At 38.7% G+C, this 16,135-nt stretch carries 18 protein-coding genes; 4 read left to right on the top strand and 14 right to left on the bottom strand.

Features of this window, described 5'->3' with window-relative positions:
• Nucleotides 1-5 precede the first annotated feature (5 nt).
• Entirely contained in the window at nt 6-1,184 is a 1,179-nt protein-coding gene (locus ABI125_07000; GenBank protein XCF07600.1) for a class I SAM-dependent methyltransferase, read from the top strand.
• Entirely contained in the window at nt 1,181-1,537 is a 357-nt protein-coding gene (locus ABI125_06995) for a hypothetical protein (GenBank protein XCF07599.1), read from the top strand. The genes ABI125_07000 and ABI125_06995 overlap by 4 nt, the downstream gene beginning before the upstream one ends.
• Here the strand turns inward: ABI125_06995 and ABI125_06990 are convergent.
• The 6 genes from ABI125_06990 to ABI125_06965 form a co-directional block, all read right to left on the bottom strand.
• Nucleotides 1,534-1,992, bottom strand: coding sequence for an RNA methyltransferase (locus ABI125_06990; protein XCF07598.1), 459 nt, complete (start codon nt 1,990-1,992; stop codon nt 1,534-1,536). The two genes, ABI125_06995 and ABI125_06990, sit on opposite strands and share 4 nt — an antisense overlap.
• Nucleotides 1,993-2,122: 130 nt before the next feature.
• Nucleotides 2,123-2,842, bottom strand: a complete 720-nt coding sequence (locus ABI125_06985; protein XCF07597.1) for a pirin family protein — start codon at nt 2,840-2,842, stop codon at nt 2,123-2,125.
• 20 nt (nt 2,843-2,862) lie between these two features.
• Nucleotides 2,863-3,735 (bottom strand): pirin family protein, encoded by an 873-nt coding sequence (locus tag ABI125_06980; protein XCF07596.1) that lies wholly within the window; start codon nt 3,733-3,735, stop codon nt 2,863-2,865.
• Nucleotides 3,736-3,788: 53 nt separating this feature from the next.
• Nucleotides 3,789-4,226 carry a MarR family transcriptional regulator gene (locus ABI125_06975; protein XCF07595.1) on the bottom strand — a complete coding sequence of 146 codons (438 nt, stop codon included), beginning with the start codon at nt 4,224-4,226 and terminating at the stop codon, nt 3,789-3,791.
• Nucleotides 4,227-4,253: 27 nt separating this feature from the next.
• Nucleotides 4,254-4,538 carry a GNAT family N-acetyltransferase gene (locus ABI125_06970; GenBank protein XCF07594.1) on the bottom strand — a complete coding sequence of 95 codons (285 nt, stop codon included), beginning with the start codon at nt 4,536-4,538 and terminating at the stop codon, nt 4,254-4,256.
• A complete protein-coding gene (locus tag ABI125_06965; GenBank protein XCF07593.1) occupies nt 4,513-5,070 on the bottom strand; it encodes an NAD(P)H-dependent oxidoreductase in 558 nt (185 codons plus the stop codon). The genes ABI125_06970 and ABI125_06965 overlap by 26 nt, the downstream gene beginning before the upstream one ends.
• A gap of 145 nt (nt 5,071-5,215) precedes the next feature.
• On the opposite strand from ABI125_06965, the gene ABI125_06960 reads away from it, so the two are divergent.
• Complete coding sequence (locus tag ABI125_06960) at nt 5,216-6,844, top strand: carboxyl transferase domain-containing protein (protein ID XCF07592.1); 1,629 nt, start codon at nt 5,216-5,218, stop codon at nt 6,842-6,844.
• Between the two features lie 59 nt (nt 6,845-6,903).
• Nucleotides 6,904-7,326, top strand: coding sequence for a DoxX family protein (locus tag ABI125_06955; GenBank protein ID XCF07591.1), 423 nt, complete (start codon nt 6,904-6,906; stop codon nt 7,324-7,326).
• Nucleotides 7,327-7,395: 69 nt separating this feature from the next.
• On the opposite strand, the gene sppA is transcribed toward ABI125_06955, so the two are convergent.
• The 8 genes from sppA to ung form a co-directional block, all read right to left on the bottom strand.
• Nucleotides 7,396-9,156, bottom strand: a complete 1,761-nt coding sequence (gene sppA, locus ABI125_06950; protein XCF07590.1) for a signal peptide peptidase SppA — start codon at nt 9,154-9,156, stop codon at nt 7,396-7,398.
• A 51-nt stretch (nt 9,157-9,207) separates the two neighbouring features.
• Nucleotides 9,208-10,284 carry an AMP-binding protein gene (locus tag ABI125_06945; GenBank protein XCF07589.1) on the bottom strand — a complete coding sequence of 359 codons (1,077 nt, stop codon included), beginning with the start codon at nt 10,282-10,284 and terminating at the stop codon, nt 9,208-9,210.
• Nucleotide 10,285: 1 nt separating this feature from the next.
• Nucleotides 10,286-11,245 (bottom strand): CPBP family intramembrane glutamic endopeptidase, encoded by a 960-nt coding sequence (locus tag ABI125_06940; protein XCF07588.1) that lies wholly within the window; start codon nt 11,243-11,245, stop codon nt 10,286-10,288.
• On the bottom strand, nt 11,236-12,294 hold the full coding sequence (locus ABI125_06935) for an o-succinylbenzoate synthase (GenBank protein ID XCF07587.1): 1,059 nt from the start codon (nt 12,292-12,294) through the stop codon (nt 11,236-11,238). Before ABI125_06935 ends, ABI125_06940 begins: the two co-directional genes overlap by 10 nt.
• Entirely contained in the window at nt 12,295-12,972 is a 678-nt protein-coding gene (locus ABI125_06930; GenBank protein ID XCF07586.1) for a metal-dependent hydrolase, read from the bottom strand.
• A gap of 77 nt (nt 12,973-13,049) precedes the next feature.
• Nucleotides 13,050-13,964, bottom strand: a complete 915-nt coding sequence (gene menA, locus ABI125_06925; GenBank protein ID XCF07585.1) for a 1,4-dihydroxy-2-naphthoate octaprenyltransferase — start codon at nt 13,962-13,964, stop codon at nt 13,050-13,052.
• The gene (locus ABI125_06920) at nt 13,952-14,791 is read right to left on the bottom strand and encodes a 1,4-dihydroxy-2-naphthoyl-CoA synthase (GenBank protein ID XCF07584.1); all 840 of its coding nucleotides are present in this window, start codon (nt 14,789-14,791) and stop codon (nt 13,952-13,954) included. Before ABI125_06920 ends, menA begins: the two co-directional genes overlap by 13 nt.
• 676 nt (nt 14,792-15,467) lie before the next feature.
• On the bottom strand, nt 15,468-16,133 hold the full coding sequence (gene ung / locus ABI125_06915; GenBank protein ID XCF07583.1) for a uracil-DNA glycosylase: 666 nt from the start codon (nt 16,131-16,133) through the stop codon (nt 15,468-15,470).
• Between the last annotated feature and the right edge of the window lie 2 nt (nt 16,134-16,135).

The raw sequence follows: 16,135 nt of genomic DNA, 5'->3' as shown, positions 1-16,135 counted from the left end.
TCCTTTTGAACAAGTCCATTTTAAATACTGAAATCCAAGAATTTATTTCTGAACATTTGAATGCTGATGTCGCTTCTATTTTACTGAAAGGCACATCGTTTCAAAATCTGGAAACCAAAGACCTCATTGAGCAAATTGAAGCTAAAAAACGTTCTCAAAAAAAACTGCCCACTTGGTTTAAAACCGAAAATATTTATTATCCCAATAAGCTAAATATAGAACAAACTTCTTCTGAAATTACCGCCGAATACAAATCGAAACTAATGGATGGTCATTCCATTATCGACCTCACCGGTGGCTTTGGGATAGATTGTTTTTACTTTTCGAAACGTTTTGAAGTGGTGGTGCATTATGAAATTAATGAGGAACTTTCAAATATCGTTTCGCATAATTATGGGCAGCTAAAAGTTGCAAACATTAAAACCATTAGTGGTGACGGCATTGATTATTTAAAATCCACAAAAAGTCTTTTCGATTGGATTTACATCGACCCTTCGCGACGGCATGACACCAAAGGAAAAGTGTTTTTTTTAAAGGATTGTTTGCCCAACATACCAGAACATGTCGATACGCTTTTTGAATGCTCTAAAAACATCATGATAAAAACATCACCACTACTCGATTTTTCGGTGGGCATTGATGAGTTGAAAAACGTAAAAAGCATTCATGTGGTAGCCGTAAATAACGAGGTAAAAGAACTTTTATGGATACTGGAAAAAGACTATTCTGGCAAAATAACCATTGAAACGGCTAATCTCAAAAAAGGAAATAACGAACACTTTTCGTTTATTTTTGAAGATGAAAAGGGAGCTGTTTCAACTTATAGCGAACCCCTTTCCTATCTTTATGAACCCAATAGTGCCATTTTAAAATCGGGCGGTTTCCATTCGGTGGCGAACCAGGTTGGTGTTTTTAAATTCCATCCGCACTCGCATCTTTACACCAGCGAAGAGTTCGTTGATTTCCCCGGAAGGGCTTTTAAAGTTGAACAGTGCTTGCCGTACAATAAAAAGGAACTCAAAAAATTGGGGATTGAAAAGGCGAACATCACCACTCGGAATTTTCCGGAAACGGTACAACAAATCCGAAAGAAATTCAAAATAAAAGACGGTGGAAGCACTTATCTGTTTTTCACGACCAACGCTACCGACCAAAAAATAATTTTAGTTACCAGTAAAGCATGACGGTTGAAGATTTAATTGGAGAATACACCATTGTGGGCAAAAATCAAGATTTGGAAGCCTCTCAATATAGCGGTACGCTAAAACTAACTCTGAACGAGCACAACCGCATTGAAGCCAGTTGGACCATTGGCACCGACCAAAAACAATTTGGCACCGGATTTTTTAAAAACAACATTTTAGTCATTAATTTTTACTACAAGGCCGAGCATTCCATTTTTAAAGGCGTTGCCGTGTACAAGTGTTTAACCAAAGATGTACTCGAAGGCTTTTGGTCTGAAAAATATGGCGACCCCAATTTTCTGGGTGAAGAGCATTGTTTTAGAAAAGGCAGCCGCAAAGAATCTTTAAACTAGCTTCGTGGTTTATTCAATTGCCTATCGTACATGACGATGCTGCCCGCAACCGAAACATTCAGGCTTAATTCCGATTTGAATTTCACCAAAAAATGTGATTTTTCAATGGCTTGTTTTGAGAGTCCGTGGTCTTCGGCTCCCAACAAATAAACACATCTTCTTGGATGATGGAACTGCTCTAAATCTTCGGCTTTATCATCCAGCTCCACGCCCACAATTCTGGCGCCTTTGGGTAAGTTGTTGAAAAAATCTTCAAACGTTTCGTAATGAAAATACGGCATCGCCTTTACGGCATTGTGCGTATCGCAAGCTTGTTTGGCATACCTATTGCCAATGGTAAAAATAAAACTGGCTCCTAAATTTTGTGCCGAACGCCAAAGTACCCCCAAATTTTCTGGGGTTTTACCATTTTGAATACCAATACCGAAAAACTCGTTTGTAAAATTATCGTTCATAGGTTGGCAAAAATAGAAAAGATTTGAAAAGCCCTCATTTTATCCAAAAAGAAGTTTGTAAAATGAGGGCTATTCAGTTTAATCGGAATGACAAAAAATGTAATTTCAAAATAAAATTTTTTCGAAACTTTTATGCATTCATCGGCACTTCAATTATAATAAACTGAGATGGTTTGTTCGCCTTGATTTCAACTTTTGAGACCTCGGAAACACCTATCGCATCCCGTGAATTCAAAATGGTTTCTGCCACTTCAACTTCGCCATCAATTACAAAAATGTAGAGTCCGTTGGCTTCGTTTTTCACCTTGACTTCAATTGATTTTTCTGCATCCAAATCACTTCGGTAAATGTAAGCCTGTTGACTAATGGGCAGAGCATTACCTTCCAATTTATCTTTTGGAGCCACTACAGTTTGCAAACGGTTTTTTTGTTTTTCCGAATTGAATTTTCGTTGTTCGTAATTGGGCGTTACGCCTTTTTCTTCTGGAATGATCCATATTTGAAGAAAGTTTACTTCATCGGTTTGGCTATCATTAAACTCAGAATGTGTCAATCCTGTTCCGGCGCTCATTACCTGCACCTCGCCCACTTCAATGGCACGCTTATTATCCATGCTGTCTTTGTGCGACAGTGCGCCTTTCAACGGAATAGAAATAATTTCCATATTTTGGTGCGGATGGGTTCCAAAGCCCATTTTAGGTTGTACCACGTCGTCGTTTAACACCCGTAGCACTCCAAAATTCATCCGTTCGGGATTTTGGTACCCTGCAAAACTAAAGGTGTGGTAGGATTTTAACCAACCGTGGTTGGCAAATCCGCGTGTATCTGATTTATGGATTACTTTTTTCATATTTTCAACTTTTTACTTTTTTAATTTACTGGAAGAAACCCCATTTTACCCGATTGAAAATCGCGCATGGCTTCTAAAATTTCGGTTTGGGTGTTCATAACATAAGGCCCATAAGTTGCCACTGGCTCGTTAAATGGTTCGCCCGACACCACTAATAATTTAGAGTCTGCTTTCGCTTTTATTGAAAAGCCGTTACCATCGCGGTTAAACTCCAAAATTTGGTTATCGTCAAGTTTCAATTCTTCCGTCGAGTTAACCACCACATTTCCGCTTAACAAATACAGCAAAGCATTATGTGATTGTGGAATATTTATGGTTGTTTCCCCTCCAGATTGGGCTTCTAAAACAAAGGCATTCACAGAAGTTTGTGTTTTTATGCGTCCGTAAACACCGTTTAATTCACCGGCAACAATTCTAACATTTACTTTTTCGTCTTTAGAGGTTATCCCCCTAAATTCATCATGCTTAACATGTTGGTAAGCCGCAGGAATCATCTTTTTTTCGGCAGGCAAATTCAACCATAATTGGATGCCTTCAATATACCCGCCTTGTTTTACAAAATCTTTTGTGGGTGCCTCGGCATGAATAATTCCGCGTCCAGCCGTGGTCCATTGCACATCGCCGGCTTTCACCACGCTCTCATTTCCCAAAGAATCGCGGTGTAATTGTTCACCTTGAAACAAAAAGGTAATCGGTTCGAAACCCCGGTGCGGATGTGGCCCTAAATCGAACGGATTATGTTCCTCCGAAATATGATACGGTCCATAATGATGCAACAAAATAAAGGGATCTACCATATCAATTTTTCTGGTGGGCAACGGTTGTCTTAACCTAATATCGCCCATATTAACAAAATGACTGGGGCCAATGTTTTTAATTGTATTTAGTTTCATTTTAAAATCCTTTCTTTTTATTTTCCATGGAAAATATTTAATTAAAAAAAATGTTATCGCATTTTATCTAGCAATCGGCTCAACTCTGCCGCTTCATCATCACTAAGGTTTTCCAATAATTTACTGTTGAAATTATCTGGAATTTTCTCTAAAAGCGCCAAGCCTTCTTTTGTGATCGCAATTTTTACAATGCGTCTGTCGTGTTCACACGGCAAGCGTTCAATTAAGTTTTTAGAGCAAAGCTTATCCATTAACCTTGTGGCATTGGGTGCACGCTCAATCATACGATTTTTAATGGTTTGAACATTTAAAGGTTCGTTGGCTCCGCGCAAAATGCGAAGGATGTTATACTGCTGCGGTGAAATACCAAAGGGTTTAAAAAACTCGTTTTGGTAGCCAGTTATCCAGTTGGCCGTATACACAATATTTATTAACGCCTTTACATGATTATTTTCAAATTTTGAATTGATATCTTTTGCCAGGTCTCCCATGTTTTTTTTATAATTTATTGTTGCCTATTATTTATGAAGCACATCGTGATATTCTGATTTTTTCTTAAATACGGCATTTGCAAACGGACACAATGGCACAATTTTTATATGGTTTTCGCGCGCGTACTGAACCGCTGTTTCTACTAATTTATAACCAATGCCTTGTCCTTTTAAGCCAGCGTCGACCTCGGTGTGATCGATGATCATTTTTTCTTCTCCGGCCATGCTATAGGTCATTTCGGCTTTTGTTTCTCCATCTATTTCAATGTAAAACTGACCTTTATTTTTATGATGCCTGTGTTGTACTTTCATGCTCTAAGTGCTTTTCAAATTCTGAAACTGCTTTTTTCAACTCAGAATCCAATTCCTTATTAATCAGTTTGCCGTCCGAAAAGTTTTCCTTAAAGTTCGGCAAAGAAAACACGCCAGTAATCTCGGCATTGTGGTACGGAAACCTGTTTTTCGCAACACTTAAAACTGAAGCCCCGCCCCTGCCCCCCGGCGATGCAGCCATGAGCAGCATGGGTTTGCCGAAAAAGGTTTTACTTTCTATTCTCGACATCCAATCAAAAATATTTTTAAAGGCCGTGGAATACGCTCCGTTATGTTCGGCCAACGAAAGCATAATACCCTGAGACGACTTTATCTGATTTAAAAATTGATGTGCGTTCTCTGGAATACCTTTTTCGTTTTCTAAATCTATGCCAAAAACAGGCAACTCAAAATCGTTTAAGTCTAAAACTTCAACCGTGGCATCATCGAGTAAACCCGATGCATAAGTCACCAACTGTTTGTTAATTGAATTCTTACTGTTACTCCCTGCAAATGCAATAATCTTTTTCATTTCTTAAAATTTGATACCTCAAAAGTACAAAATATAATTTTATTTTCCAAGGAATATATTTCCATGTAATATTATTTAGTATTTCATTAACGATAGCCATAAAAAAAATGGAAACTTTTGTACTTTAGCAACAAACTAGCACTACATGGATATCAACTTCAACAAGAACGAAGATTATAACAAACTCTTGGTTTCAGAACTTAAAAGACGTTTAGCAAAAGTAAGTTTAGGTGGCGGAAAAAACCGAATAGAAAAACTGCACAGCAAAGGCAAAATGACTGCCCGCGAACGCATTGATTTTCTGTTGGATGATAACAAAACAGCTGTTGAAATTGGTGCTTTTGCTGGTGAAGACATGTACCAAGAACACGGCGGTTGCCCCTCCGGTGGTGTTGTAGTGAAAATGGGCTATGTAAAAGGGAAGCAATGTATTGTTGTTGCCAATGATGCTACCGTAAAAGCTGGCGCCTGGTTTCCTATTACTGGTAAAAAGAATTTACGCGCACAGGAAATAGCCATTGAAAACCGATTACCCATTATTTATTTGGTCGATTCAGCGGGTGTCTATCTGCCCATGCAGGACGAAATTTTTCCCGATAAAGAGCATTTTGGGCGCATTTTTAGAAACAATGCTATAATGAGCAGTATGGGCATTACCCAAATTGCAGCCGTTATGGGCAGTTGTGTGGCCGGTGGCGCCTATTTACCTATTATGAGCGATGAGGCTTTAATTGTCGATAAAACCGGAAGTATCTTCTTGGCCGGAAGTTATTTGGTAAAGGCAGCCATTGGCGAAACTATTGATAACGAAACTTTAGGCGGTGCAACCACCCACTGCGAAATTTCGGGCGTGACCGATTATAAAGCTAAAGACGATAAAGACGCCCTGACCACCATAAAAAATATTATGGATAAAATTGGGGATTTTGGTAAAGCTGGATTTAATCGTTCCGAAGCCAAAAAACCCATTGAGAAACCTGAAGAAATTTATGGTATCGTTCCTAAATCGAGAGCCGACCAATACGATATGTATGAAGTTATAAAACGATTGGTTGATAACAGCGAGTTTGACGAATATAAGGCCGGATACGGGCAGACCATTATTACTTGTTACGCTAGGATTGATGGCTGGGCAGTAGGTATTGTGGCCAATCAACGTAAACTCGTAAAAACTAAAAAAGGCGAAATGCAATTTGGCGGTGTTATCTATAACGACAGTGCAGATAAAGCCACTCGGTTTATTGCCAATTGCAACCAAAAGAAAATCCCATTAGTGTTTTTGCAAGATGTTACAGGATTTATGGTGGGCAGCAAAAGCGAACACGGCGGCATAATAAAAGATGGTGCTAAAATGGTAAATGCCGTGAGTAATTCGGTTGTACCCAAGTTTACCATTGTGATAGGTAACAGTTACGGCGCTGGAAATTATGCCATGTGCGGAAAAGCATATGATCCCAGGCTGATTGTTGCTTGGCCTAGTGCCGAACTGGCCGTTATGAGCGGAAACTCAGCCGCTAAAGTATTACTGCAGATTGAAAAAGCTTCTTTGGAAAAACAAGGTGAAAAAATAACCAAAGAAAAAGAAGCCGAACTTTACGACAAAATAAAAAGCCGCTACGACAACCAAGTATCGCCATACTACGCTGCAGCACGTATTTGGACCGATGCCATTATCGACCCGTTGGACACCCGAACGTGGATTAGCATGGGGATTGAAGCAGCTAACCACTCCCCCATTGAAAAACCTTTTAATATGGGCGTGCTTCAGGTGTAATTTCCAAAACTGACCATTTTTTCGTATCTTATGTATTGAAAACCAACAACTTTTCAATCATGGATACAATAAAAACCCTAAATAAGTGGGCCAACCGCCATACTTATTTGCCCATTGATCTGTTACGTATTGTACTCGGCGGCTTTTTATTTTTTAAAGGCATCGATTTTATGTCGAATAGCGCCATGCTCATGGAACTTTTTAAGCCCATGCAAAATATGGCGGGCGGTATGATTATGGTACATTATGTTGCCCCCGCTCATTTTATTGGCGGACTGCTAATCGCCTTTGGACTGTTAACGCGCTGGGCTATTTTAGGACAGCTACCTATTCTAATAGGCGCCATACTTATCAATTTTGTAGGTGAGATGCATGCTGGAAATCTAGTTTTAGCCTTGACTACACTTTTAGTTTGTGCTTTCTTCTTAGTTTATGGCTCCGGAAAACATTCGTTAGACTACTATTTTAAAATGCAGAAATAAATAAAAAACGAGCGACATTATTTCCGCTCGTTTCTGTTTTAATCATCATTATAGGAAAGAAACACTGCTTTATTTTATATCTGTTGAAAAAGGAAACAATAATTGCATTCCCTTTTTTTCAGACATAGATTTAATCTCTTTTAAAGCCTTATAATTTTCCGCTCCCAATTCTTCCTTAAGAATGGTTTCCTTAGTTTTTATCAATCCGAATTTTTCCAACATCTCGTCCAGATTTTTTTTGAACACGGGCAATTCCTTAATTTGATAGTCTTGAATTTCGGCCGCTTCGGCTGCATGCTGTAAAGCTACGTCAAGCCCCCCCATCTCATCTACCAAACCAATATTCAGTGCATCGGTTCCTGTCCAAACTCGTCCTTGCGCAATGGCTTCCACTTCATCTAAACTCATTTTTCTTCCTTGGGCAACACGATTGGTAAACAATTCATAAATATCCAAAATACCTTCCTTTATAAATTTGCGCTGTGTTGAATTTAGGGGTTCGAAAAAACTGTAAGTTACCGCATTGGCGTTGGTTTTAACCTGCTCTGCATTTATACCTAAGTTATCGGCCAATTGCTTGCCGTTGGGCAATACACCAAAAACACCAATACTCCCCGTTATAGTTGTGGGTTCGGCAATAATATAATCGGCATTACAGGCCATATAATACCCGCCCGATGCAGCAAAATCGCCCATTGAAACAATTACCGGTTTTACTTTTTTGGTCAATGTAATCTCACGCCAAATAAGCTCACTGGCCAAAGCACTACCTCCAGGTGAATTGATGCGAAGCACCACAGCCTTAACATTATTGTCTTCTCTGGCCTCTACCAAGGATTTTCCCATGTTTCCCTGACCAATGGCATTTTCGTCGCCTTCACCGTAAATAATATCGCCCTCGGCATAAATAACTGCAATTTTATTTTTGTTATATTTATTTATTTTATTAGCTGCATAACGGGCATAATCGCGAATGGTAACGGTTGGCAATTCAGTATCAATGCTGATTCCTACGGCTTTTTTAATGCCATTCATGTATTCATCGTAATAACCAACTTTATCGATTAGTTTTACGTCTTTAGCCATTTGTGGGTTTCGGGCCAGCAAACTATCGGCTATTATATTTAATCGTTCTTCGGAAATACCTCTACTTGCGGAAATATCGCTTTTCATTTCGATCCACAGGGAATTCAAATATGCCGAAATTTGCTCTCGATTATTGTCACTCATTTTGTTGTCCAAAAAAGGCTCGACAGCACTTTTGTATTTGCCCAAGCGAACCACTTCCATTTTAAAGCCTGTTTTTTCCTGAAAATCCTTGAAGTACAAACGCTCGGAATACAGTCCTTTAAACTCCATTATTCCAACCGGATTGATGTAAACGGTATCGGCAACCGAACTTAAATAGTAGTCTTTTTGGGAATAAATATCGGAATACGACACTATGAATTTTCCAGATTCCTTAAACTTGAGCAGTGCCCCGCGAAGTGCTTTGGTTTGTGAAATACCCGCATCGATAAAATTGTTATCAATGGAAATCCCCTTTATCTTATCATCTGTGGCCGCATAATTTATCGCATCGATGAGATTGAACAATCCATTTTTTTCATCTTCATTTAAAAATGGATATTCTTCAAATTCTATTTTCCCGGCATAATCCTTAATAGGGAAATCCAATCTCAATTCGAGTACCGAATTAGATTTTATTTTTAAGGTTTCATTAGGGTCGGCTCCAAAAAGTGCGCCCAAAACAAGTAATCCGAAAAAACAAAGTGTTACAAACACTATTATCCCGACTACTGTGGCCAGCACGCGTTTTAAAAAATTCATAGCTTACATTTTTAAGTAGGTTGCAAAAATAGCCGAAACGTTACGCCAAATCTATAAATTTAACAGTTCCAGTGTTTTTTCCCGATGGATTTTCCCTGACGACGTTTGTTGAAACTTGGGCACGGTAAGCACCTCTTTTGGCTTTTCGTATTTATCCAACACATCAAAAATAGCGGGGTCTAGATTATTTTCTTTGGCCTCTAAAACCAAGACCAGTTTTTCACCCAATGTGTCGTCTGGTTTTGAAGCTATAAAAAACTCGCCCGGTATCTTGCTTTGCAACTTCCTTTCAATTTGCTCTGGAAACAATTTTATACCACCTGAATTAATAACATTATCATACCTACCAAGCCATTCAAAGCAGGTGTTGGAATGAATTTTTACAATATCGTTAGTAACAATTTTTTCTTCGGAAAGATGTGGTGCCTCGATTACTAAACAGCTTCTATCGTCGGTTGAAACGGTAATATCGGGCAAAGTGTTGAAGTATGAGGTTTCAAGCGATTCACCATCTTTGAAATTATTCAGTTTTTTTACGGCGATATGCGACACGGTTTCGGTCATTCCGTAAGTTTCATAAACCAATGGCTTCTTATCCTTTATCATTTCAATGATTGGCTTTGATACCATACCACCACCAACAATAGCAACTCGTATACTTTTCAAATACTTGGCAAAGTTTTTTAACTGCATTGGTGTAAAGGCACAAAAATCATAATCTTTTTCGTAGTCAATCAAAGGTAAAGCCGCTGGCTCGGTCATATCGAGCTCCAAGCCCAACATAATGGCCCGAACAATCATCATTTTACCAGCAATAAAGTTAGACGGTAAACAGTTCAACACCTTATCGCCCGGCTGTAGATTAAAAAAATCGCCCGTTGCAATCGCCGAATTGACCATAGCCTGTTTCTTTATTTTTATCTGCTTAGGCTTTCCGGTAGAACCCGATGTTTTTACTACAACATGGTCGTGCTGATCGAGCCAATCCAACAAAAAATTCCCTAAATCTTGCTGATAGGGCAAACCCTCTTTCACATAACTATAGGCCACTTCCATAAGTTCGTCGTACTTGTAACTTAGGCCATCCAGTTTGAATTTTAAATGTACGTTGGTGTAATGTGGTATCATATTATTCTAAAATTTTATAGTCCTCTTTGGGCGGTTCAACAATAGTTCCTATTAACTTTTCTTTCCAATTATTCCATTTATATCGTTTTGAAAGAATGAATATCAAAATGGGAAAAACGATTAATACGGGCACAAAAATTTCGGCCATGGCCATTTTGGAAGGATCGGACAAATCTTTTAAAATAGAATGTGTTTGAAACGCCGTCCAATCGGCTGTTACCAACAGCGCGGTAAACAAATTATTTGCTGCATGAAAGCCCAAGGCTAGTTCCAAACCTTCATCCATCAAAGTAATAATCCCTAAAAACAATCCGGTACCGATGTAATAAACCATAATAATGTAACCCAGCTTTTCTACCTCAGGATTGGCAATATGCATTAAACCGAAGCCTATTGAGGTTATTAGCAAGGGTACCCATTTATTCTTAAAAACAACACCAAGCCCCTGCATTAGATAGCCTCTAAAAAAATATTCTTCGAAACTAGTTTGCAACGGAATAAGCAAAATGGCTATTACGGCCAAAATTAAAAACGGTTTCAACTGAAAATTAAGTTGGTAATCCTCTGGTGCTAAAACGTAGTCTAACAGCACCAAGCCACTCGAAAGCATCCCCCATAGGAAAAAAATGAACCAAAAGCGTTTCCAATCTATGTTATCTCTAACCGTGGTGAGCATTTTTATGGATTGCTTATGCAACGTCTTCGCCGAAACAAATACGCCCAATAGGCCAAATGCAAACGAAATAAGCATTAAGAACAAGAACAGATTGCTTCCCAGAAGCTCAATCATTTGCGGAATATCGGTTGGGATTTGCTCCATGTTTGTTCCGAACAATTTCACAACAATGGCTATTCCCAAGGGCACCATACCAATAAATTGCCACGCCGCAAAAATTATAAACACGCCCAAAACGTAGCGCCACCAATCGTACAACCCTTTGAATGCCTGCTCTATATACATAGTTGTTCTTTTAAAAATTTTAAATTCCAGTGTTTGTTTTTGGCGTACTGCAAAGTGCCTTTTTTAACTTCCAACGGACTTTCAAAATTATTGGTAAACAATCCGCCCGTGCCCAAACCTTGTGGCATTTTGCTGTGCTTTGTGTAAGTGTATTGTGCAATGGCATTCAACCCTATATTGCTTTCCAGAGCACTGGTAATCCACCAACCTATGTTTTGTTTTTTGGCTAACTCTATCCAAGTATCGCTTCCACGGAAACCACCAACCAAACTGGGTTTTAAAATGATATACTGTGGATTTATAACTTGTAGTAGTTTCTGTTTTTCCGATTCTGAAAAAACACCGATAAGTTCTTCATCGAGCGCAATGGGCAATGGGGTGGTTTCGCACAATGCCGTCATAAATTCAAACTGGCCTTGCCTTATAGGTTGCTCTATGGAATGCAAATCGAATTCTGAAAGCTGTTTTAATTTTTCCAAAGCATTTTCAGGGGAAAAAGCTCCGTTGGCGTCTACACGAAGTTCGATGTCTTTTGAGCTGAATTCTTTGCGGATTGATTTCAGTAAACCCAATTCCGTTTCAAAATCGATGGCGCCAATTTTCATTTTTATGCAGCTGAAGCCTGCTTCAATCTTTTCCTTCATTTGTTGCTTCATAAAGGATTCGCTGCCCATCCAAATTAATCCGTTGATAGGGATAGCACCCTCGTCATCCGTAAAATTAGAAGGAAATAATTCAAAAGCGTCCTGACTTTCCAAAGACTTGAATGCCGTTTCCAATCCGAATTGAATACTTGGAAATTCAGATAAAGAAGCCAAAAGTGTCTCCAGTCCTAAATTGATGTTTTCACAAACCCAATTTAGTTTCCCCTCATAATTAGGCACATCATCGGCCGAAAGCCCTTTAAACAAAGCACATTCGCCAATCCCCTGTTTTTCATCAGAGTTTATAATTAAAAAATAAGTGTCTTTCGTTTTTAACACCCCGCGAGAAGTGCCTCCGGGTGTTTTAAAGTTTAAGGTATGGGGTTTATATGAGGCGTTCAGCATTTACAATTCTATATGTTCTCCAATTTCAAGAAGCATTAAATCTTTGTCCTTCTCGAAAAACTTCCTTTTAGCATCTTCGTGGTCAATTTCAATATACCCAAAGGTATCGTAGTGATAGCCCATAACTTTGTTACATTCTACAAAATCGCTCGCTAGAATGGCATCATCAACGCCCATGGTAAAATTATCGCCAATGGGCAAAATGGCCAAATCGAGCTGGGTTTGCATGGGGATTAATTTCATATCGAAAGTCAGTGCCGTATCGCCTGCGATATAAATGTTTTTGTGTTCTCCTTCCAAAACGAAACCGCCAGGTTGTCCGCCATAGCTGCCATCAGGAAATGAAGAAGTGTGTATCGCATTAACGTACTTCACGGTTCCGAATTCAAAATCCCATTTTCCGCCATGGTTCATGGGGTGACCTTCAATACCTAATTTTTCAAAATATCCAACAATTTCAAAATTTGAAACCACTACCGCTTTCGTGCGTTTGGCTATGGCCTCAACATCGGCAATGTGGTCTTGGTGGGCATGGGTGACTAAAATATAATCGGCCTCTAGAGTGTCAATATCAATATGCGAAGCCTTTTCGTTTGGCGATATAAATGGATCGACTAGTACGTTAACATCATCAATTTGAATACCTAACGAAGCATGTCCGTAAAATGTAATTTTCATCTGTTTAAAATTTATGAACGATAAAATTCACGCTCATTTCATGTGTCAATTTTAAACCATGAATTTACAAAATTATCCTATAACAAATGCCCCACTCCCATTAATATTGCCAATAAAACTGTGGTTAATGCCAACTTTTTTAATTCGGGGTCTAAAAGCTTGGGATCGGTATTACTGTTAACCTGTTTTAAATGAAGTAATAACGGTACATAAGCCACCACAAATATTAAATTGAAAGGCGATGTATAATATAAAATACCGAATAAGGCCGAAGTCAAAATGGCGGATAAAACCAATACATTATGATAAATCTTTACATATTTTTCACCCAACTTGACAGCCAAAGTAATTTTGTTCGACTTTTTATCAGATAGCCTATCGCGCATGTTGTTTAAGTTCAACACCCCTACACTTAAAAGTCCCACGGTTATGGCCGGTAGAAAAACAACATGGTCAATTTTTTTGGCATAAAGTACGTAGCAACCAATAACACTTACCAAACCGAAAAAGACAAACACAAAAACATCTCCCAGACCCCGGTAGCCATAGGCTTTTGTGCCCATGGTGTAGCGCATAGCCGCAACCACCGCACCTACCCCTAATAAAAAGAACAGCAAGGCGTGCCATAAATACTTTACCCCAAATGCTGTAAAAATGAGCAAAACAGCCAAACCAACACACACCAATACATTGATTTTTATCGCATTGAATAGTTTTTCTGAAGTAATTTTTCCGGATTGCAAAGCACGTTCGGGTCCAATCCTATCATTATTATCCGTGCCTTTTACGCCATCGCCATAATCGTTTGCCAAATTGGAAAGGATTTGAAGGCTTAGTGTCGTTAATATTGCCAATATAAAAATGCTCCATTGAAAAACACCATTATAATGTGCCAGACAGGAAGCTAAAATAATACCAGAAACGGAGAGCGGCAATGTTCTAAGCCGCATGGCTGAAAGCCAAATAGAAACCTTCTCCATTATGGAATCCATTTTTTATCGAAGTTAGGCTTTCTTTTTTCAAGAAACGCATTCCGCCCTTCTTTGGCTTCATCGGTCATGTAGGCCAATCGTGTAGCCTCACCAGCAAACACCTGCTGGCCTACCATACCATCGTCTGTTAAATTCATCGCAAATTTGAGCATTTTTATAGAGGTTGGAGATTTAGCTAAAATTTCCTGAGCCCATTCGTAAGCAGTACTTTCTAATTCGTCATGCGGAATCACAGCATTTACCATTCCCATTTCAAAAGCTTCTTGCGCCGAATAATTTCTTCCAAGGAAAAATATCTCACGTGCTTTTTTCTGGCCTACCATTTTAGCCAAGTAAGCCGAACCATAGCCACCATCAAAACTGGTAACATCGGCATCGGTTTGTTTAAAAATAGCGTGCTCTTTACTGGCCAAAGTTAAATCGCATACCACGTGCAAACTGTGGCCGCCACCCACAGCCCATCCCGGAACCACGGCAATAACGGCCTTGGGCATAAAACGGATTAGGCGCTGTACCTCTAATATATTCAAGCGGTGATAGCCATCTTCACCTACATACCCTTGATGCCCTCTAGCCTTTTGATCGCCCCCGCTACAAAACGAGTACACACCATCTTTAGTTGAAGGACCCTCAGCCGACAACAACACCACACCAATATTTACATCTTCATTGGCGTCGTAAAAGGCATCGTACAATTCACTGGTGGTTTTGGGACGAAATGCATTTCTAACATTTGGTCTGTTAAACGCAATTCTCGCAATACCATTGCATTTTGCATAGGTAATATCTTCGTAATCTTTAGCTTTGATCCACTTTGGTTCATTCATAATCACACTAATTTGCTCCAAAATTAAATTTTATTTTAAGAAACCTGCAGCTTATTGATAAAAGAAACCTTAGAAATTAAAAATTCCCTAATCCCCGCTAAAAAAACAACGCATTTTTCAACTTTACCAATAAAAACCGTTTCTAATTATAGAAATTCCTCCCTTCTTCAAAAAATACTGCTAAGTCAGTTATTTTAGAAATAACCATACACCCGTTTATGACAAAAAAAGTGTTAAGAATTTACTTTATCGATAATTTTTGCCTGTAAAGTTTTGGTAAAACATAAAAATGCAAAAGTAAGTAGATATGCGTATTGCCGTGTAGCCTATTTATTATTAATTTTACACCGTAATAATATTAATATTACATGTAATTAACATAAAAGTTGTTTTTCGACGAAATTATTTGTATTTTGCCGAAAATTATAAAACTAACCCCAATAGCCTATGATTTTAACAATTACCCTGATTCTTGCTGTTCTTGTTTCAATTAATTTTTTATTGTTAAGATTTAGTTGCAACAAAACCCCAAACAAAACAACATCTAAACAACCTGTTGTTTTTAGAATTGAAAACGAACCTGTAATACTTGCTCCTACTGGCAGTTAATTTTACCTGCAAGTATTATTATTCTGAATAACACTTCTTAACCAATAAGTAGTGACTTTTTGTGTGCCTACCAATTCACTTTCGCCTTTCCTTTTGATTCTAAGTATTGGTTAGCCAAACTAAAGTGCTTATTTCCAAACCAGTACCCCCTATTAGCACTTAAAGGTGAAGGATGACCAGAGTTTAAAATATTATGCTTTTTAGCATCAATTAATTTTGCTTTTTTCTTGGCAAATCCGCCCCAAAGCAAGAACACCACATTCTCTTTCTCTGAACTTATTAATTTAATCACGGCATCGGTAAAGGTTTCCCAGCCTTTATTTTGATGGCTTCCCGCTTGATGTGCTCTAACCGTTAAAGTAGCGTTTAGCAATAGCACCCCTTGCTTCGCCCAACGCTCTAAATTACCACTGGTTGGATATGCTACACCCAAATCGGTTTCTATCTCTTTAAAAATATTAATAAGTGAAGGTGGATGTGAAACACCATCGGCTACCGAAAAACATAAGCCATTGGCTTGGCCGGGTCCGTGATAGGGGTCCTGACCAATAATCACCACTTTTACGTCGTCAAAATGGCAATGGTTAAACGCGTTAAAAATTTCAGGTCCTGGTGGAAAACATTGATGTTTTTTATACTCTGCTTTTACAAACTCCGCTAGGTTATTAAAGTAAGGTTTACCGAATTCCTCTTGTAAATGAGGTTTCCAACTCTCGTGAATAGTAACATCCATAA

Origin of the sequence: Tamlana crocina (assembly GCA_040429635.1) — a bacterium.
Classification (GTDB): domain Bacteria; phylum Bacteroidota; class Bacteroidia; order Flavobacteriales; family Flavobacteriaceae; genus Flavisericum; species Flavisericum crocinum.
Note: the sequence above shows the minus strand (reverse complement) of the source record. Positions and strands in the feature narration are given on the sequence as shown.